The sequence below is a fragment of the Mesorhizobium sp. BR1-1-2 genome (assembly GCF_020165435.1).
Taxonomy (GTDB): domain Bacteria; phylum Pseudomonadota; class Alphaproteobacteria; order Rhizobiales; family Rhizobiaceae; genus Mesorhizobium.
In genome coordinates, this window is record NZ_JAIUID010000018.1 from 58,543 (window position 1) to 77,481 (window position 18,939).

Sequence of the window (18,939 nt, forward strand, 5' to 3'; positions counted from 1 at the left end):
CCCTGTCTTCCTTGAAACGCGAGGGCCAGATGACCGCCGTCTCCGAAGCCATGCCATCGTCGGCCGCCATGCGGGCCAGGGAAGCGACGGTCCGGCGCTTCGCGCTCACCGATACGATTTTCCGGGCGGCGACACGCTTTTCCGCCATCCTCGTCCTGCTCATCCTCGGCGGCGTGGCGATTTCGCTGTTTGCCGGCTCGTGGGAAGCGCTGTCGAAATTCGGGTTCTCCTTCCTGACGACCGAATCGTGGAACCCGGTTACCGAGAATTTCGGGGCGCTGGCCCCGATCTACGGAACCATCGTCACCGCCGCCATCGCTATCCTGATCGCCGTTCCCATCGGCATCGGCATCGCCATCTTCCTTACCGAACTCTGCCCGCGGCCACTCCGGCGCCCCATCGGCATCGCCGTCGAGCTGCTTGCCGGCATACCCTCCATCATCTACGGCATCTGGGGCCTGTTCGTGTTCGCGCCGTTCCTGCAGACGACGGTGCAGCCCTTCATCATCAAGCTTTTCCACGACGTGCCGGGGCTCTCCAGCCTGTTTGCGGGTCCGCCCTACGGCATCGGCCTTTTGACCTCGGCGCTGATCCTTGCCATCATGGTCCTGCCCTTCATCACCTCGATCACCAAGGATGTCTTCGACACGGTGCCGGCGGTGCTGAAGGAATCGGCCTATGGCATCGGCTGCACGACCTGGGAGGTCACGCGCCGCGTCGTCATCCCCTATACCCGCGTCGGCATCATGGGCGGCGTCATGCTCGGCCTCGGCCGCGCGCTCGGCGAAACCATGGCGGTAACCTTCGTCATCGGCAACGCCCACCGCATCAGCGCCTCGCTTTTCGCGCCCGGCACGACGATCTCGGCAACCATCGCCAACGAATTCACCGAAGCCGACGGCGATCTCTATACGTCTTCGCTGGTGGCGCTCGGCCTGATCCTGTTCGTCATCACTTTCCTGATCCTTGCCCTTGCGCGCTACATGCTGCTGCGCATGGACAGCCGCACGGGAGCCTGACCGATGTCGACGGCCACATCGCTTCACAATCGACGCAAGCGCAGGAATGCCGTGATGATGACGCTATGCGTCACGGCGGCGGGCGTCGGCCTGGCCTGGCTGGCGCTGATCCTCGGCGCACTGCTCTATAAGGGCCTGTCGGGTGTTTCGCTGTCTGTGTTCACCGAAATGACACCGCCGCCCGGCGATGCCGGCGGCCTGCTCAATGCCATCTACGGCAGTATCATGATGACAGTCATCGCCGTCATCGTCGGCACGCCGATCGGTGTCCTCGCTGGGACCTACATGGCCGAATATGGCCGCTTCTCGCGCCTCACCACGATCGTGCGCTTCATCAACGACATCCTGCTGTCGGCACCCTCGATCATCGTCGGCCTGTTCGTCTACGAGCTGCTGGTGCGGCCGATGGGACATTTCTCGGCGATCGCCGGTGCCGTCGCGCTGGCCATCCTGGTCCTCCCGGTCGTCGTGCGCACCACCGAGGACATGCTCAACCTGGTGCCTAACGCCTTGCGCGAGGCCGGCGCTGCGATCGGCGCGCCGCGCTGGGTGGTCATCCGCTCGGTCGCCTACCGTGCGGCGCTGTCGGGCATCGTCACCGGCATATTGCTGGCCATCGCCCGCATTTCCGGCGAGACGGCGCCGCTGCTCTTCACAGCGCTCAACAACCAGTTCTGGTCGAGCAATCTCAACGCGCCGATGGCCAGCCTGCCCGTCACCATCTTCCAGTTCGCTCTCAGCCCCTACGAGGAATGGCAGCAACTGGCGTGGACCGGCGCACTCATAATCACCCTTACGGTTCTCGGGCTGAGCATCTTCGCCCGCAGCCTTACCGGACGCAGAGAGGACAGATGAAACCGATGTTGTCCACCGAGTTGAACACGCCCGAAGTCGCGGTCGAGAAAGCCAAGATCGAGGTCAAGAACCTCAATTTCTACTACGGCCAGTCGAAGGCGCTGAAGGATATCAGCCTGTCGCTGCCTGAGCGCAGCGTCACCGCCTTCATCGGGCCTTCGGGCTGCGGGAAATCGACGCTGCTGCGCGTCTTCAACCGCATCTACGAGCTCTACCCGAAGCAGAGCGCCGAGGGCCAGGTGCTGCTCGACGGCCAGAACATCCTCGACCGTTCGCAGGACCTCAACCTGCTCAGGACCAAGATCGGCATGGTGTTTCAGAAGCCGACGCCGTTCCCGATGTCGATTTACGAGAACATCGCGTTCGGCGTCAGGCTCTATGAGAAGCTCAGCAAGGCCGAGATGGACGGCCGTGTCGAGCAGGCGCTGAAGCGCGCGGCACTGTGGAGCGAGGTCAAGGACAAGCTCAACGCCAGTGGCCTCAGCCTTTCGGGCGGCCAGCAGCAGCGCCTCTGCATCGCCCGCACGGTGGCGGTGAAGCCAGAGGTCATCCTGCTCGACGAGCCTGCCTCGGCGCTCGATCCGCTGTCGACCGCCAAGATCGAGGAACTGATCGACGAGCTGCAGGCCGATTATACGATCGTCATCGTCACCCATAACATGCAGCAGGCGGCGCGCGTGTCGAAGCAGACCGCCTTCATGTATCTGGGCGAGCTGGTCGAGTTCGACCGCACCGAGAAGATCTTCACGTCGCCCCGCGAGAAGCGCACGCAGGACTATATCACCGGCCGCTTCGGCTGATCCCAGGCATACGAGGACCAAGATCATGGCCGAACATACAGTCGCAGCCTTTGACGAAGATCTCGGACAGATCAGCAGGCTGATCCGCGACATGGGCGATCTCGCCTCATCGATGGTCGGCGGCGCCACCAAGGCGCTCCTGAATTCCGACAATGCGCTCGCCCAGCGCGTCGTCTCCGACGACGCGATCATGGATGCGCGCCAGCGCGAACTCGACGACCGCGCCATCACGCTGATCGCCAAGCGGCAGCCCATGGCGGACGATCTGCGCCATGTCGTCGGCTCGATCCGCATGGCGGGAGATCTCGAACGCATCGGCGATCTCGCCAAGAACATCGCCAAGCGCGTCGGCACCGTCGGCCTGGCCGCCACGCCGCGCGACCTGTCGCACTCCATCGATGCCATGGCGCAGCTGGTATTGATCCAGGTGCAGGGCGTGATCGAGGAGTATGGCGCCCGTGATGCCTCGGCGCTAGCCAAGCTGCGCGCCGACGATGAACGCATCGACGTCAAATACACATCGGTGTTCCGCGAGCTGCTGACCTACATGATGGAGGATCCGCGCAACATCACCGCCTGCACGCATCTTTTGTTCTGCGCCAAGAATCTCGAGCGCATCGGTGATCATGTGACCAACATTGCCGAAAATGCCTATTATGTGCTGACCGGCACGCAATTGCCCGCCAATCGCCCGAAGCAGGACGAAACGGCGATGTCGGCGCCAGCGGCGTGACGGCAGGGGTGACCAGTCGATGATCGCGCCACGCATCATGGTGGTGGAGGACGAGGAGCCGCTGGGTGTGCTGCTCCGTTACAATCTGGAATCGGAGGGTTACCAGGTCGAGGTGGTGACGCGCGGCGACGAGGCCGAGATCCGCTTGCAGGAGAATGTCCCCGACCTTCTTGTGCTCGACTGGATGGTGCCGGCGGTTTCCGGCATCGAGCTCTGCCGCCGTCTCCGGATGCGGCCCGAGACCGAGCGGCTGCCGATTATCATGCTGACGGCGCGCGGCGAAGAAAGCGATCGGGTGCGAGGTCTCTCCACCGGCGCCGACGACTATTTGGTCAAGCCGTTCTCAACGCCGGAATTCATGGCACGCGTCAAGGCGCTGCTGCGCCGCGCCAAGCCGGAAGTGCTGTCCAGCGTGCTCAAGGTCGGCGACATCGTGCTCGACCGTGAATCGCACCGGGTCTACCGCAAGAAGAGCGAGATCCGGCTCGGGCCGACCGAGTTCCGTCTGCTCGAATTCATGATGCGCCATCCCGGCCGCGTGTTCTCGCGCAGCCAGCTGCTCGACAATGTCTGGGGCGAAACGATCTATATCGACGAGCGCACCGTGGACGTCCATGTCGGCCGGCTGCGCAAGGCGGTCAACAACGGCCGCATGCCTGACGTGATCCGTACTATCCGTGGCGCGGGGTATGCGATCCGCGAAGCCTAGGGATATGTCACGCAACATTCTCGCCCACGCCTGATTTCGCTTGTGCCCCCGGTGCGAAAATTTCCTGGTCGACGAAGGTCAGCGCGCGCATGGCGCAGCCCTCGCGGATCAGCGGCAGTTCGTTCGGCTCGGTGTCGAAGGAAATCGATTTCGAGTGCTGTCCGCCGGCGGTCTGGGCAATGGCTTCGCGCAGAGCCGGCTCGATCAAGTCGAAGGCGGCGGCGCTGACGCCGACCATGGCGACCGGCGCCGGATCGATCAGGGCGAACAGGCTGCCAAGGCCGTAGCCCAGCGCCTCACCGGCCTTGCGGTAGGCTTCGCGCTCCGGCCCGTCCTTTTCGCGCGCCGTGGCCGCCAGCGCACGCATGTCGGCGTCGCTGACATCGACGGGCTCGGTGTCCTCGCCAAGCTGCCTCGCGTTGCGCCAGATGGCATAGTTCCCGGCATAGGCCTCGACACAGCCGCGCCGCCCGCAGCGGCAGAGCGCCCCACCCGGGCGATGGATCATGTGGCCGAACTCGCCTCCGGATGAATGGGTGCCGGTGAACAGTTCGCCCTTCAGCACCAGGCCCATGCCGATGCCGTGTGACAACAGGATGGCGATGAAGTCGTCGCGGTAGCGCCGGGGATCGCGCCAGCGCAGCGCCACCGCCATCATGTTGCAATCGTTCTCCATGGTGGCGGGAATGCCGAACTCGGCCTCCAGTATGTCGGCGAAGGCAATATCGGTCTGCGGCGTGATCGGCGACCACAGCATGGCGCGCGCCTCCGTGTCGGTGATGCCCTGGATCGCCAGCGCGATACGGGCGATGCTGGCGACGTCGAGGTCGGGATCCTCGAACCGCCGCCTGACGATGGCTACGCATTCGCCGATCAGCGCCTCGCGCGACATGGTCAGCGTGTCCAGCCGGCGCTGCTCCTCCGATATCACCTGGCCGGCATAGTCGATGACGGCGACGGAGAGGAAATTCAGCGACAGCACCACGGTCATCACCGCCGCGGCTTCAGGGTTGAGGCTGAGGCCGATCTGCGGCCGGCCGCGTTTCATCGCACCGGCCTCGCTCGGCTTGCTCTGCGCCAGGATGCCTTCGCCGATCAGGTCGGAGGAGATCGCCGATATGGTGGAATGGCTGAGCCCGGTGGTCGCGGCAATCTCGGTGCGCGAGGGCTGCCCGGCACGGCGCACGGCCGCGATCACCATCGCCCGATTGCGTCGGCGCAGATCGTCGTGGCGGATTCCGACCGACATGTTTCTCGCATCCTCCCGGTCGCCGTCTTCTCTCCCCAGGCCCAGCGACCGCCAAATACTGGCAGAACCGGCCTTGGCTGTCATTATTTATTCCGGAGCTCGAAAAAAATTCACGAGGACATCAAAATACATCAGAATCGACGTTGACAGCGTTCCGACGATGGACCAGTGTTTTTTCGAGGCTCGAAAAAATAGAGCCTTTGTGCCGGCCTTCGGGCCTGTTTGGTCGCGCCATACGCGGCGCAGGGAGGATAAGATGAAGAGATTCACAGCCGCTATCCTGGCGGGTGTCGCCATGTCGCTGACGCTCGCGTCGGTCGCGCAGGCGAAGGACAAGGTCATCGGCGTTTCCTGGTCGAACTTCCAGGAAGAGCGTTGGAAGACCGACGAGGCCGCCATGAAGAAGGCGATCGAAGCCGCCGGCGACAAGTATATTTCCGCCGACGCCCAGTCCAACCCCGGCAAGCAGCTCACCGACGTCGAGAGCCTGATCTCGCAGGGCGCCAATTCGCTGATCATCCTGGCGCAGGACGCCTCCGCCATCGGCCCGGCGGTGCAGAAAGCGCTCGACGAAGGCATTCCGGTCGTCGGCTATGACCGCCTGATCGAGAATAAGGACGTTTTCTATCTGACCTTCGACAACAAGGAAGTGGGCCGCATGCAGGCCCGCGAAGTGTTCAAGGTGAAGCCGGAAGGCAACTACGTCTTCATCAAGGGCTCGGGTGCGGATCCGAATGCCGATTTCCTGTTCTCGGGCTCGATGGAAGTGCTCAAGGACGCCATCGACAGCGGCAAGATCAAGAATGTCGGCGAGGCCTATACCGATGGCTGGCTGCCGGCCAACGCCCAGAAGAACATGGAGCAGTTCCTGACCGCCAACGACAACAAGGTCGACGCGGTGGTCGCGGCCAATGACGGCACTGCCGGCGGCGTCGTCGCGGCGTTGACGGCTCAAGGTTTGGCCGGCACCGTGCCGGTGTCGGGCCAGGATGGTGATCATGCCGCGCTGAACCGGATCGCGCTCGGCACGCAGACCGTGTCGGTGTGGAAGGACGCGCGGGAACTCGGCAAGAACGCCGCGGAGATCGCCTCGCAACTGGCCGACGGCAAGAAGATGACCGATATTGCCGGCGTCAAGGACTTCACCACGCCCGGCGGGAACACCGTCAAATCGTTGTTCCTGACCCCGGTTGCGATCACCAAGGACAATCTCAACGTCGTCATCGACGCTGGCTGGATCAAGAAGGACGAGGTCTGTGCCGGCGTCGCGGCGGGCAGCGTCGCGGCCTGCAACTGATCTTGCACCACGTCAAGCATTGAAGCGCCGCGGCTGCCAAGCCGCGGCGTTTTCTCAAGAAGATTTGTTTTTCCGCCCCGGGCGGGTAACTTCTAGGCTGGGTTCCGGCATCCGCGTCAGACGGGCAGGCCGGTGGGAGAAAATCATGACCGACACGACGTCCAACCCGCAGGCCGACACCGCGCGTGCGTCGGAGCTCGGCGCCGTCGCCCGGTTCCTGAAGGCGACCGAGATCGACACGCGCATGCTCGGCATGATCGGCGCGCTGCTGCTGATCTGGATCGGGTTGCATGTCCTGTCCAGCCTGCGTCTCGGCGTCAATCCGCTCGATTTCGACAGCCGTACCTTCCTCACGCCGCGCAATCTGTGGAACCTGTCGGTGCAGACCTCGGCCGTCGCCATCATGGCCTCAGGCATGGTGCTGGTCATCGTCATGCGCAACATCGATCTGTCCGTCGGTTCGGCCGAAGGGTTGATCGGCATGGTCATGGGCTTCGCCCAGGTGCACTTCCTGGTGCGGATGGTCGGACTCGAGCTCGGCAACCCATGGATCTGGGTCCTGGCGCTGGTCATCGGCCTGGTGCTCGGCCTGTTGATCGGCGCCTTCCAGGGTTTCGTCATCGCCTATCTCGAAGTGCCGGCCTTCATCGTCACGCTGGGCGGATTGCTGGTCTGGCGCGGTGCCGCCTGGTGGGTCACCAGCGGCCAGACGGTGGCGCCGCTCAACACGACGTTCCAGCTGATGGGCGGCGGCCCGGCCGGATCGATCGGCGCGACCTGGAGCTGGGTGGTCGGTATCGCCGCCTGCCTTGCGGTGGTGCTTGCGCTGTTCAACGGGCGGGTGCAGCGCAAGCGCTTCCGTTTCCCGCTGCGTCCGATCTGGGCCGAGACGCTGATTGGCGTGGTGACCTGCGCCGTCATCATGGGCGCGGTTTGGCTGGCCAATTCCTATCCGTGGCCGGTCGGCATCGTGAACAGATATGCAGCCGCCAACAACATCACCGTGCCCGAGGGCGGCCTGTTCATCGCCCATGGCATCGCCATACCGGTGCTGATGGCCATCGCCGTCGGGCTGGTCATGACCTTCATCACCAAACGCACCCGTTTCGGCCGCTATGTCTTTGCCATCGGCGGCAATCCGGAAGCAGCCAACCTCGCCGGCATCAATACGCGCTGGATCACGATGAAAGTGTTCATGATCATGGGCGTACTGGCCACGATCGCCGCCGCGATCTCGTCTGCCCGGCAGAACTCGGCCACCAACGTGCTCGGAACGCTGGATGAATTGCTGGTGATCGCGGCGGCCGTCATCGGCGGCACGTCGCTCGCCGGCGGTTCGGGCACCATCATCGGCGCCATGCTGGGCGCGCTTTTGATGCAGTCGCTGCAATCCGGCATGGTGCTGCTCGGAGTCGACTCGCCGCTGCAGAGCATTGTCGTCGGCGCCGTGCTGGTGATCGCGGTGTGGCTCGACACCGTCTATCGCAAACGCGTTTGAGGGAGGAGGACAATCATGGCTGACAGGATCGCTCCCGCCGGCAACCCGCTGGTCGACATGCGCAACATCTCAATCGCGTTCGGCGGCATTCGCGCCGTCGACGATGCCTCGATCGATCTTTTCCCCGGCGAGGTCGTGGCCCTGCTCGGCCACAACGGCGCCGGCAAATCGACGCTGATCAAGATCCTGTCGGGCGCCTACAAGCGCGATGCGGGCGAAATCTTCGTCAATGGCGAGGAGGCCTCGATCTCCAATCCGCGCGATGCCAAGAAATACGGCATCGAGACGATCTACCAGACCCTGGCGCTCGCCGACAATGTCGACGCCGCCGCCAACCTGTTCCTCGGCCGCGAGCTGAGAACCGCCTGGGGCACGCTCGACGACGTCGCCATGGAGGCCGAGGCGCGCAAGGTGATGGGCAGGCTCAATCCCCGCTTCCAGCGCTTCAAGGAGCCGGTGATCAAGCTGTCGGGCGGACAGCGGCAGTCGGTGGCGATCGCACGCGCGATCCTGTTCAACGCCCGCATCCTGATCATGGACGAGCCGACGGCAGCACTTGGACCGCAGGAAACCGCCCAGGTCGGGGAACTGGTCAGGCAGCTCAAATCCGACGGCATCGGCATCTTCCTGATCAGCCATGACATCCACGACGTTTTCGAACTGGCCGACCGGGTGTGCGTCATGAAAAACGGCCAGGTCGTCGGCACTGCCCGCACCAGCGATGTGACCCAGGACGAGGTGCTCGGCATGATCATCCTGGGCAAATGTCCGCCCGGCGCCATTCCCGGACCAGGCGCGCTGAAGATCGCTGCCTGAAGCCTGTCCGGTTGCCGCCTGGTCGCAAGATCCCGATCTGCCGGTCATGTGATATGCCAGCCGCCGGGATGGCTTGGCCTTGCCATTGTATTGGCAAGGCGACTTGCCCATAAAGGGCGCACATGCTGATGGGCCGCATCATCCGTTGAAGAAGCTTTTTCCAATCGTCGCTTTCGTTGCCGTTGCGCTGATCAGCATGACGATGGCGGGGTTCGCCTATTTCGCGACGCAGGAGGCGGCTCGCATCAAGTTTGACGCGACCGCGGACGACGCGCTCAACCGAATCGAGAGCCGGATCGACCTGCAGCTGTCGCTGCTGCGCTCGTCGCAAGCATTGTTCGACGCCCGTAATGGCGACATCTCGCAGAATGAGTTCAAAGCGTTCTTCGATGCCCTCGATGTCGATACCAATTTCGCTGGCCTGGGCGGTATCGGCGTTCTCCGGCTGGTGAAAGCAGGTGACGAGGCGACGGTCGAACGCGATATGCTGCGTGACCAGGGCATCAGGCGTCCGATCTATCCGGATACGACGCAGCCATGGCGCACGCCCATTGTGCTGTTCGAGCCGCTCGGCCCGTCCAACAAGGCCATCATCGGCTACGACATGTTCACCGAGCCGGTGCGGCGCGCGGCAATCGAAAAGGCAATGGCCGATGACCAGCAGCACGCGAGCGGGCTGGTGCAACTCGGCCAGGGCACGGGCGCGGCGCAGACCTTCACCGGCTTCTACGTCTTCGTGCGGCTCAACGTCGAAACCGCACCCTACGCCATAAACGCATCGCGATCCTCGACTGTAGGCTTTCTCTATGCGGCCTTCCGGGCCCGGGATCTGTTCCAGATCGCGCTCAGCCGCGCGCCGCTGCTGCCGGTCAACACCGAAATCTACGATGGCGCCGTCGATCCGGATCATCTGCTGTTCCGGTCGGAGACGCCGCCAGTCTCGGGCTTTGGCGACAGGCTGCTGGTCACCCGCAAGATCAGCGTCGCGGGCCGACCGTGGACCGTGCAGTTCAGGCCGACCAGCGCCTTCTCGCAGCCATCGTCGCGGGCCATCCCGGTCATGCTCGGCCTGTTCGGGCTGCTGCTGGCCGGCGCCATCGCGCTCGTCGCGCGCTATCAGGAGCGGGCCTACGAGGCGGCATCGCTGCTGCACGAGACGACGGAAAAGAGCCTGCTCGAAAAGGATTTGATGCTGCAAGAGATGAAGCATCGCATCAAGAATTCGATCACGCGGGTGCTGGCGATCGCGCGCCAGACCGCATCGCGCGCCAGCGACGTCAATGAGTTCTCGGCGTCGTTCTCGGCCCGGCTGCAGGCAATGGCCGCGTCCCAGGACATGCTGACGCGCTCGCGCTGGCAGAAGGCGGATCTGGGCGACCTGCTGCGCATCGAGCTTGGCCAGGTGTTCGGAAAGGAGCTACCGGAAGAGCTGTTGTCCGGGCCGGAGGTGCTGCTTGACGAAACCACGACGCAGGCCCTGGGCCTTACCTTCCACGAACTGGCGACGAATGCGCTGAAATATGGCGAGGCCGGCAATACGGTCGGCGCCCTCAGGATCGAATGGTCGGTCGAGGGGCGCGGGCGTGACCGGATCCTGGCTCTGAGCTGGCAGGAAACCGGGCAGAAGAAGGTCGACGCGCCGGCCACGACCGGCTTCGGCACCAAACTGATCGACCTCAATGTCACGCGTGAACTGCGTGGCACGATCCACCGCGACTATCGCGATGACGGATTGAATGTGGAAATCAGGATTCCGCTGCCGGGGTGAATGCCATCGGATCTTGCCGGAATCGCTCCAGGCCAGCCGATAATTGCCGCACCGCTGTCGGGTTCGCGAAAGAGCCTGACAGCGGTGCGGTTCACTATGCCCGAGCGGTCCAGCGTCCGATAGAATCGCCGACCCGCTCAAGCTCTTTGTTTCGCAATTCCCTGGGGAAGCGCTACGCGCTTTCCCCGGAAACGCTCCACGTTTTTCCTGGAATTGCCTTAGTTGCAGCGCGCCGTGTAGATGCGACCCCGATGATCGCGATACTGGCAGTAGCCATTGCGCAGGTTGCGGACCAGCAGGCCTGAGCCGGCACCGACGGCCGCGCCGATCAGCGCGCCCTTGCCGCCGCCGACCAAGCCGCCTACGCCGGCGCCGATCAAGCCGCCCCCGACGACATCCTGCTCGGTCGAGGTGCAGCCGCTGACGGCGACCACGGCAGCCATGGAAATAAGAATTTTCCGCATAGGGTCACTCCTCACTTTAATAAGCTCCAGCCGTCACTTAGCATGAAAAATCGGCTTTTGCTGCTCCAATTTATTGTTGGTGAAGAGAGTCTTTTCCGGGCACATGGATTTCTGATGGCGCGGACCCGGAAATTGCGGGCGACACGTGAGCCAAGACAGGAGCGGGAATTTCGATCAGGTCAGCTGGGATAGGGCGATCAGGACAATTATCGCCACCAGCGGGGCAACGATGCGCAGAATGCCATGAGCAGCCGGCGATGCCGCGGATAGCCCGGGATCCTGGAATTCGCCCATCGAAATGCGGGCGGCCTGCTCCAGCCTGTTTATGTCGGCGATCGTCAGGACGCTCCTCCGCTGCTGCAAAGCCCTCGAAAGCATGCCCCTCGACTCGGCAGTTCCCGTCGGTATCTAGGAAACAGCATCTGCCTTTATGGTGAACAGCCGGTTAAAAGCATGGCCGGATCGCCTAGTCCGTCTCGAAATTGCCGTGCGGAACGACGAGACGGTATTCGAGGCGACCATCCGCGATCTCGAGTCGCGCCGTTCCGTTCAGGGAAGAGGGCACCACGCGTTCCAGTGCGACGCTGCCGAAGCGCTTCTTGCCCTCTTGGTTGCTGTCGGTTCCTACGGTTTCGGCCCAGGTCAGCGACAGGGCAATGTCGCCATCGGTGGAGGCGTCGAGGACGGCGGTCACTTCGACGAAGCCCTCCGGCCGCGACAGGGCGCCGTAGCTGACCGAGTTGACGGCAAGCTCATGCATCGCAAGGCCGATGTGCAGCGCGGCATTGGGATTGAGGTAAGGATTTGCGCCGCGGAAGCGAAGGCTGTGCGACGCTCCGGTTCCGTAGCGGCCAACCTGACCCGCCACGAGTTCGCGAAGGGCAGCACCGCGCCAGTTGGAGGAGGTCACCAGATCCTGGGAGGAGGCCAGCGACTGAAGCCGGCCGCGAAAGCGCGTCAGGAAATCGCCGATGCCATCGGAATAGCGCCCCGTCTGGGTGGCGATGCTCTGGATGATCGCCAGCAAATTCTTCGAGCGATGCGTGACTTCGCGCAACAGCGTCGTCAGCGTCTGTTCGCGGCGTCGCTGCTCCGTCGTCTCGACCATGGTGGTGACAACGCCTTGCACGTCGCCAGCCTCGCCGTGGTCGGCGTCGATCCAGACCTGAAACCAGCGGACGCCGTCTTCCATCGGAACGCCGATCTCAAGGCGCTGCGGATTGCCGCTTGCGACGACATCGCGCTTGGCAGCGCCGATGCGGTCGGCCTGTGCCGGCGGCAGGACGCCCTCGCCCTCGCTGCTGTCGGCGGCCCAGGGCGCACGCATGTTGCGCGCCCAGACCGTTTTCATGTCGCGGTCCTGATAGAGAACGGAAATGCCGGCATTGTGCAGTGCGTGGAGAAGCGCCCGGCCGAGTTGCATGCCGCTTTCGGCAGGCTGCAGAGCGATAACCTCTTCGCCCCGCTCGTTTTTCTTGGTATCTCGACCCCTGGAACGCATCCGACCTGTCCACCCCAACTCAGGCTGAACGGCTCACCGTCCAATGGGTTCCAAGCAGGTTACGGGAACCAGAGGCCTAAAAACGGTCCGCCGGGCGGCGTCCTTGTGGGACACTACCCGGCGGTGGCTGGAAACCGTTTGAGGGGTGCGGCTTCCAGTGTTCGCCCAGTATCGCTCACGCCCGTTTGAACAGGCCGGCGAGAAGCGAAATGATGAGGAAAGCCAGAAAGATGAAGAACAATATCTGTGCTATCCCGGCAGACGTGCCGGCAATGCCGCCGAAACCAAGCGCGCCGGCGATGATTGCCACGACGAGAAATACGAGCGCCCAGTAAAGCATGGTTCCATCTCCTTCCAACTGTGCAAGAAAAACGTGGGTGGATGCGGTTTGTTCCACTATTTGCCGAAAAAGACGATCCCCCGGGGCACCATTGTGGCGCGAAACAGGGCACGGCCAGCGGAACCTCCGGCTGGCCGTGCCCTGCTTTTTCGCGCGTGTGCGGCGACTTCAGATGCGCATGGCTATGCGGCTGCCTTCGCCTGCCGGTCGAAGAACAGAGCCTGGCTGATCAGCGCCTTGACCATGTCGGGGTTGAACGGCTTCGTCACCAGGAAGGCCGGTTCGGGCCGCTCGCCGGTCAGGAGCCGCTCGGGAAAGGCGGTAATGAAGATCACCGGCACGGAAGTCGACGACAGGATCTCGTTTACCGCCTCGATGCCCGAGCTGCCGTCGGCGAGCTGGATGTCGGCCAGCACCATCTTAGGCCGGGTCTTGCCGAACATCGTCACCGCTTCGGCATGGGTGCGGGCCGTGCCGACGACGCGATGGCCCAGGCTCTCGACCATCTCCTCTATGTCCATGGCGATGAGCGGTTCGTCCTCGATGATCAGAACGTCGGTCGCCACCTGACGGGAAATCTCATTGCTCGCCTGAGCAAGCAGCTCTGAGAATTCCTGTTCGCCGACGCCGAGGATTTCGGCCGCCTCATCCTCGCTGAAACCCTCGACGGCAACCAGAAGGAAGGCCTGGCGGGGAAGCGGCGCGATCGCATTGAGATTGGCCGCGGCGCGCTGTTCCCATGCCGACTGCGCCTGCTCCTGTGGAACGCGGATGGCGACGGACGTGAACAGTTTGGCGAAGACCTTGTACAGCGCGATGCGGTCGCTGGATGCCTCGGGAAAAATGTCCACATCGGCGATGATGGCCTCGAGCATCGCGGCAACCAGCGCGTCGCCGCTCTCCTGCGATCCCGAGACGGCACGCGAGAAGCGGCGCAGGAACGGCAGGTGCGGAGCGATGGTGGCGGATAAACTCATGACGGACGTCTCCCTCAGATGACGTGATTGACTAAAAATGCAGGTCAAGCCCCATTGCAAGCCCCAACAACATAAACGCGCGCCTTCGTAAAAAGTTCCGGCCTGGGAACCAATGCGCTTGAACGGCGTTTGAGTTGGGGATGGGCAACCAGATGAGGATGCCGCTTGCCTTGTGTTGAGTGTATGTTGAGCGGCTTTGGGGCTGGATTAAAGGGCGAAATGAAGGAAATGACGAAAGATGTCTTGACTGGCGCCGCAAGCAGGCGCCGGAACGGCGCGGGCGACCCGCTCGGGCCGAATTCCGAAATCGGACGCAAACTCAAACAATATTATGACGAGCTGGTCTCCGACGATGTGCCGGATCGCTTCGCGCAGTTGCTCAGGCAACTGGAGCGGACCGAGCCCGCACAGAAGAAGGACTGAGGCATGGCAACGGTCTCACAAGGCTTCAAGACCGATCTGCTTGGGGCAATACCGAGCTTGCGCGCCTTCGCAGTGTCCCTGACGCAGAATGCCGATAAAGCCGATGATCTCGTACAGGAAACGCTGGTCAAGGCATGGGACAAGCATGAGAGCTTTCAGCCCGGCACCAACCTCAAGGCATGGCTCTTCACCATCCTGCGCAACGAGTTCTATTCGCAGATGCGCAAACGCGGCCGCGAGGTGCAGGATAGCGACGGCATCATGACGGCCAGGCTTGCGGTGCATCCCGCCCAGCACGGCCAGCTCGACCTCAAGGATTTCCGCGGTGCACTCGAGCAACTGCCGGAAGATCAGCGCGAGGCCATCATCCTGATCGGTGCCTCGGGCTTCTCCTACGAGGAGGCGGCGGAGATCTGCGGCTGCGCGGTCGGAACGATCAAGAGCCGCGTCAGCCGAGCCCGCACGCGCCTGCAGGAGATACTGAAAATCTCCGGTGAGGACGAGTACGGTCCCGACGCGATCTCAGCACAGGTCACGGGAACGGCGGCGCACTGAAGCGCGTCGCCTCGAAACGGCAGGGAGAATCGCCATCGCCTCTCTGACCACTACGCAATTTGGCGCTGTCAGGCGGGTGGAACTCGCCCGCAGGCCAGGGCCAACGCTTCCACAAGATCTTCGCCCGAATAAGGTTTGCTGACCAGCCTTATCCCTGGAAAGGCAGCTTTGATCTCGTCTGCATCCGAATAACCGGAGGCAAAGACGAAGGGGACTCCCATTTCGCGCAGGCCTGATGCAAAGTCGAAGGTCGGGGTGCCGCCCAGCATGAGATCGATGATCGCCGCATCGAATTGGGTGGCAACCTGTCGACCATCGATCTCGGCCAAGTCGCGGACGATCACCACTTCGCGGGCGCCATGGTCGCGGCAAAGCTGCTCGACATCCATGGCGATGAGAAATTCATCTTCCAGGACAAGTATGCGCAATCCATCAAGCAAAGGGGGCACAGGCAATGGCTCCTTGAAACACAGCGAGTCATGATCGCTATTTGGCGCGCTGTCATTTAAAAAAGACGTGCCATCGTAGCGGCTGAGCCCGCGGTTCTCGAGGAGCGCTCGAAATGTCAATCCAGAACGGTCTTGCTAGCTCCAGCCGTCGGTTTGATTGCGAGAATTGCCCATTGTGGCCGCTGGCGGGTTTCCGCAAATTCGAGAGATCGGAACTGGCCTTTATCGATAAATTGAAGAAAGGCGAACTCGCGGTCGACAAGGGCGCAACGGTGCTGGTGGAAGGACGCCGCAGCGCCCACTTCTACACGGTGCTGTCGGGCTGGGGTTTCCGTTACAAGCTGTTGTCGGACGGCCGCCGTCAGATCCTCAACTACGCCATTCCCGGAGATCTCATCGGGCTGCAAGGCAGCGTGATGGGCGAGATGCAGCATTCCGTCGAAGCCCTGTCGCCGATGCTGCTTTGCGTGTTTGAGCGGGAGTCCCTGCATGAGCTCTACCGCAACCATCCGGGGCTGGCCTATGACATCACCTGGATCGCGTCACGCGAGGAGCGGATGCTGGACGAGAACCTGCTCAGCGTCGGCCGCCGCAGCGCGATCGAGCGCACCGCCTATCTCATCGCCTTCATCGGCAGCCGTGCCAAGGCCGTCGGCCTCAATAGCGGGCGGCTCACCCGGATCGCGTTCACGCAGCAGCACATCGCCGATACGCTCGGCCTGTCGTTGGTCCATACCAACAAGACGATTCGCAAGCTGATGGATCGCAAGCTGATCGCCTGGCGCGACGGCGGCTGCGAGATCATCGATGATGAAGGGTTGAAGGAGCTTGCCGGCTGGGAGGGGCTGGGCGAGGGACAGCGGCCACTGATCTGACCGGATGCAGGAGGACGCGTTTTGAGCTAAGGTTCGATATCGATGGAACCGGGATGGCCTCTATCCATTGGAGTGAGCGTGATCCTTTCCGCAAACCGATACCCGCTTTGCGGGATCATGCCCGTTTATCCGAACCGCTCGGAACCTTGAGACATGCAGCGCGTTGAAACCAAAGCAATCACAAGGAGTTAAGCAATGGCAGCTGCCGCAGGAAAGAACGCAAGCGAAGCCCGCGCGAATTCGGACCTCGAAGCCGATATCAGGCAGTTGAAGGCCGATATCGACAAGCTTACGAAGCAGTTGGCCAAGACAGGCGAGCATGGATATGGCACCGCCCGCCGCGCCGCCGCCGAAGGCGTCGAGCATCTGCGCGCCCAAGGCGAGGCAGCCTTTGACAGCCTGCGCAGCAACACCAGGGATATCGAGGCGCAGATAGCGGCAAGCGTGCGCGAGAAGCCGGTGACATCATTGGCGATCGCCGCCGGCGTCGGCTTCCTATTCGCGCTCCTGGCACGCCGCTAGTACCCGCAAATGGGAATGCTGGCTTCCCTTGTCTCGGGCCTGGCTTCGGGCGAAACCGTTGCAGCCATGCGCCGCGCGCGCACGGCTGCAATCGTCTATGTGCTTGCCGCGCTCGCGGCGCTGTGCGGTCTCGGCTTCCTGATCGGAGCCGGCTATATATTGGCTGCGGGCCGGTATGGACCGCTCGCGGCGGCTTTGGGATTCGGCGTCGGCTTTCTGATCGTCGCGGGCCTGATTCTGCTGGTTTATCGTTTCTCGGCCGGGTCACGCGCACGGCGCCGGGCAGAACGGCGCAAGGCCGACATGACGGCGATCGGCGTCACCGCCGCACTGGCGGCGCTGCCGGCGCTGCTCAAGGGAAAGGGCGGCCTCGGAGCCATTCTCGGTCCCGCCGTGGCGCTGGCCGCCTATGCCATCTATCGCGAGAACGTGAAACCAGGTCCACACAAGCCGGCTGGCGGCGACCCGGATTAAGCTGGCGCCCGTTACTTGGGTAGATCCTCCAGCGGCATGGATATTTCGGCGAAAACGCCTTCCGGCCGGAACTCATGCGCCACTTCGCTGGACATGACCTTGGCCAGGCTGCGGCGGATCAGGATCGAGCCGAAACCATGCCGCTCGGGCGGGGCAACCGCGGGACCGCCGCTTTCGCGCCAGGTCAGGACAAGGCGGCGGCCGGCTTGTCTGCCTCGTGTCTTCCAACTCAGATCGACCTTGCCGGATGTCGCCGACAGCGATCCATATTGCAGCGCGTTGCTGGCCAGTTCGTGCAGGATCAGGCCCAGCCCCACTGCCTGGTCGGGCGACAGCAACAGATCGGGACCGGTGATTGTCATGCGCAGCTGCTCGGCGGTGTCGAAGGGCCTCACCTCGATCTGGACGAGTTCACGGATGCCGATGCCGCGCCATTCCCGGTCGGATAGGAGATTATGGGCGATGCCGAGGGCCTGGAGCCGGGCGCCGAAGGCCTCGAGGAACGCGCTCGGCTGGCGGGCATGGCGCACGGTCTGCGTCGCCAGCGCCTGAACGGTCGCCAGCGTGTTCTTGACGCGGTGATTGAGTTCGCGCAGCAGCAGCCGCTGTCGTTCTTCGCCGAGCTTGCGTTCGGATATGTCGTAGCTGACCCCGAAGATCAGCGTCGGCCTGCCGTCGGCATGGCGCTCGATGACGCGGCCGCGCGTCGCCAGCCAGCGCGGCGGATGGAAGCCTTTCACACGGTACTCGCCGAAATAGTCGTCGCCGCCGGCCAAGGCGTCGCGGAAGCGGGTTTCGGTCTGGTAGGCGTCACGCGGATCTATCGCCATCACGATGTCGCGCGCCCGCAACCGGTTCGATCGCGGCAGATTGAACAATTCCGGCAGCAGAACGTCGCATTCGATCATGTCGGTGCGGATGTCCCAAGCCCAACTGGCAAGCGATGCCGCGTCGAGCGCTATGGCGCGCCTTTTTTCTTCGCGGACCAGCGCCGCCTCGGCGATGGCGCCGCTGCGCGTCGCGTCCTTCAGCGTGAACAGGCTGGCGGCGAGGCCGGCCAGTTCCTTCAACTGGTCGAGCCTGACGCGCGATGGATAGGAACGGGGCTTGCGGTCGAAAACGCACAGAGTTCCGATCCTGGCGCCCGCGACGGTCACCGGCGCGCCCGCAAAGAAGCGGATGTGATGCTGGCCAGTGACCAGCGGGTTGGCTTTGAAACGCGGATCCAACGTCGCGTCCGTTACCACCATCGGTTCTTCGCCCGCGGCAATCGCATGGGCGGAGAAGGAGATGTCGGTTGCGGTTTCGGTCTCGTCCAGGCCGACCCGCGACTTGAACCACTGCCGCTCGACATCGACGAGCGTGACCAGCGCGATCGGTGTGCGCATGGCGGCTGCGGCAAGGCCGCTGACGCGGTCGAAGTCGGCGTCGGCCATCGTATCCAGCGCCTGCAAGCCATGCAGCACGGCCAGCCGGCCGGCGTCGTTGACGACGCGCAATACTTCGGCCGGCAGGCCCGGAGCCAATTTGCCCGCTTTGTTCACCAGCGCTCCCAACGCCTCCCCGCGAGCCTTCCGTCTTCACTCTGCCGACTTGCCGGCGAAGGGCCTGGCCG

General features: G+C 63.3%; 22 protein-coding genes. 14 read left to right on the plus strand and 8 right to left on the minus strand.

Going from position 1 to position 18,939, the window contains the following annotated elements; genetic code table 11:
- The first annotated feature begins 29 nt into the window (after positions 1-29).
- Genes pstC through phoB form a run of 5 tightly spaced genes read left to right on the plus strand, consistent with a single transcriptional unit; the run spans position 30 to position 4,116 of the window.
- The gene (gene pstC / locus LB551_RS26710; RefSeq protein ID WP_140554182.1) at positions 30-1,019 is read left to right on the plus strand and encodes a phosphate ABC transporter permease subunit PstC; all 990 of its coding nucleotides are present in this window, start codon (positions 30-32) and stop codon (positions 1,017-1,019) included.
- Between the two features lie 3 nt (positions 1,020-1,022).
- Entirely contained in the window at positions 1,023-1,874 is an 852-nt protein-coding gene (pstA, locus tag LB551_RS26715) for a phosphate ABC transporter permease PstA (protein ID WP_224661059.1), read from the plus strand.
- Entirely contained in the window at positions 1,871-2,674 is an 804-nt protein-coding gene (gene pstB / locus LB551_RS26720; protein ID WP_140554179.1) for a phosphate ABC transporter ATP-binding protein PstB, read from the plus strand. Before pstA ends, pstB begins: the two co-directional genes overlap by 4 nt.
- A 25-nt stretch (positions 2,675-2,699) precedes the next feature.
- The gene (gene phoU, locus LB551_RS26725; RefSeq protein ID WP_224661060.1) at positions 2,700-3,407 is read left to right on the plus strand and encodes a phosphate signaling complex protein PhoU; all 708 of its coding nucleotides are present in this window, start codon (positions 2,700-2,702) and stop codon (positions 3,405-3,407) included.
- Positions 3,408-3,426: 19 nt separating this feature from the next.
- On the plus strand, positions 3,427-4,116 hold the full coding sequence (gene phoB, locus LB551_RS26730) for a phosphate regulon transcriptional regulator PhoB (protein ID WP_224661061.1): 690 nt from the start codon (positions 3,427-3,429) through the stop codon (positions 4,114-4,116).
- A 7-nt stretch (positions 4,117-4,123) separates the two neighbouring features.
- Here the strand turns inward: phoB and LB551_RS26735 are convergent, their stop codons facing one another.
- Complete coding sequence (locus LB551_RS26735; protein ID WP_224661062.1) at positions 4,124-5,365, minus strand: ROK family protein; 1,242 nt, start codon at positions 5,363-5,365, stop codon at positions 4,124-4,126.
- A 256-nt stretch (positions 5,366-5,621) separates the two neighbouring features.
- Between LB551_RS26735 and xylF the strand changes: the two genes are divergently transcribed.
- From xylF to LB551_RS26755, 4 genes are all read left to right on the plus strand, one after another.
- Positions 5,622-6,662: a D-xylose ABC transporter substrate-binding protein gene (xylF, locus tag LB551_RS26740; RefSeq protein ID WP_140500579.1), complete on the plus strand. Its 1,041-nt coding sequence runs from the start codon at positions 5,622-5,624 to the stop codon at positions 6,660-6,662.
- Between the two features lie 145 nt (positions 6,663-6,807).
- Positions 6,808-8,160, plus strand: coding sequence for a sugar ABC transporter permease (locus LB551_RS26745; protein WP_140643604.1), 1,353 nt, complete (start codon positions 6,808-6,810; stop codon positions 8,158-8,160).
- Between the two features lie 15 nt (positions 8,161-8,175).
- Complete coding sequence (locus tag LB551_RS26750; protein WP_224661063.1) at positions 8,176-8,976, plus strand: ATP-binding cassette domain-containing protein; 801 nt, start codon at positions 8,176-8,178, stop codon at positions 8,974-8,976.
- 145 nt (positions 8,977-9,121) lie between these two features.
- A complete protein-coding gene (locus tag LB551_RS26755) occupies positions 9,122-10,744 on the plus strand; it encodes a CHASE domain-containing protein (protein WP_224661064.1) in 1,623 nt (540 codons plus the stop codon).
- A 218-nt stretch (positions 10,745-10,962) separates the two neighbouring features.
- Here LB551_RS26755 and LB551_RS26760 read toward each other — a convergent pair whose 3' ends face one another.
- From LB551_RS26760 to LB551_RS26780, 5 genes are all read right to left on the minus strand, one after another.
- Positions 10,963-11,208, minus strand: coding sequence for a YMGG-like glycine zipper-containing protein (locus LB551_RS26760; RefSeq protein WP_224661065.1), 246 nt, complete (start codon positions 11,206-11,208; stop codon positions 10,963-10,965).
- A gap of 174 nt (positions 11,209-11,382) precedes the next feature.
- Entirely contained in the window at positions 11,383-11,586 is a 204-nt protein-coding gene (locus LB551_RS26765) for a hypothetical protein (protein WP_224661066.1), read from the minus strand.
- A gap of 88 nt (positions 11,587-11,674) precedes the next feature.
- Positions 11,675-12,709, minus strand: coding sequence for a sensor histidine kinase (locus LB551_RS26770; protein WP_224661067.1), 1,035 nt, complete (start codon positions 12,707-12,709; stop codon positions 11,675-11,677).
- A gap of 175 nt (positions 12,710-12,884) precedes the next feature.
- Complete coding sequence (locus tag LB551_RS26775; RefSeq protein WP_140554166.1) at positions 12,885-13,049, minus strand: DUF1328 domain-containing protein; 165 nt, start codon at positions 13,047-13,049, stop codon at positions 12,885-12,887.
- Between the two features lie 182 nt (positions 13,050-13,231).
- Positions 13,232-14,026 carry a response regulator gene (locus tag LB551_RS26780; protein ID WP_140500589.1) on the minus strand — a complete coding sequence of 265 codons (795 nt, stop codon included), beginning with the start codon at positions 14,024-14,026 and terminating at the stop codon, positions 13,232-13,234.
- 219 nt (positions 14,027-14,245) lie between these two features.
- Between LB551_RS26780 and LB551_RS26785 the strand changes: the two genes are divergently transcribed.
- The gene (locus LB551_RS26785) at positions 14,246-14,449 is read left to right on the plus strand and encodes a NepR family anti-sigma factor (RefSeq protein WP_181172662.1); all 204 of its coding nucleotides are present in this window, start codon (positions 14,246-14,248) and stop codon (positions 14,447-14,449) included.
- Positions 14,450-14,452: 3 nt separating this feature from the next.
- Entirely contained in the window at positions 14,453-15,004 is a 552-nt protein-coding gene (locus LB551_RS26790; RefSeq protein WP_140500591.1) for an RNA polymerase sigma factor, read from the plus strand.
- A gap of 68 nt (positions 15,005-15,072) precedes the next feature.
- Here the strand turns inward: LB551_RS26790 and LB551_RS26795 are convergent, their stop codons facing one another.
- Positions 15,073-15,393 carry a response regulator gene (locus LB551_RS26795; RefSeq protein WP_181172661.1) on the minus strand — a complete coding sequence of 107 codons (321 nt, stop codon included), beginning with the start codon at positions 15,391-15,393 and terminating at the stop codon, positions 15,073-15,075.
- A 173-nt stretch (positions 15,394-15,566) separates the two neighbouring features.
- Here LB551_RS26795 and LB551_RS26800 point away from each other — a divergent pair, with 173 nt between their 5' ends.
- From LB551_RS26800 to LB551_RS26810, 3 genes are all read left to right on the plus strand, one after another.
- Positions 15,567-16,328 carry a Crp/Fnr family transcriptional regulator gene (locus tag LB551_RS26800; protein ID WP_140554162.1) on the plus strand — a complete coding sequence of 254 codons (762 nt, stop codon included), beginning with the start codon at positions 15,567-15,569 and terminating at the stop codon, positions 16,326-16,328.
- Between the two features lie 195 nt (positions 16,329-16,523).
- A complete protein-coding gene (locus tag LB551_RS26805; RefSeq protein ID WP_140517891.1) occupies positions 16,524-16,850 on the plus strand; it encodes a YqjD family protein in 327 nt (108 codons plus the stop codon).
- A gap of 9 nt (positions 16,851-16,859) precedes the next feature.
- A complete protein-coding gene (locus tag LB551_RS26810; protein WP_224661068.1) occupies positions 16,860-17,324 on the plus strand; it encodes a hypothetical protein in 465 nt (154 codons plus the stop codon).
- Positions 17,325-17,335: 11 nt separating this feature from the next.
- On the opposite strand, the gene LB551_RS26815 is transcribed toward LB551_RS26810, so the two are convergent.
- Positions 17,336-18,868, minus strand: a complete 1,533-nt coding sequence (locus LB551_RS26815; protein ID WP_224661069.1) for a sensor histidine kinase — start codon at positions 18,866-18,868, stop codon at positions 17,336-17,338.
- Between the last annotated feature and the right edge of the window lie 71 nt (positions 18,869-18,939).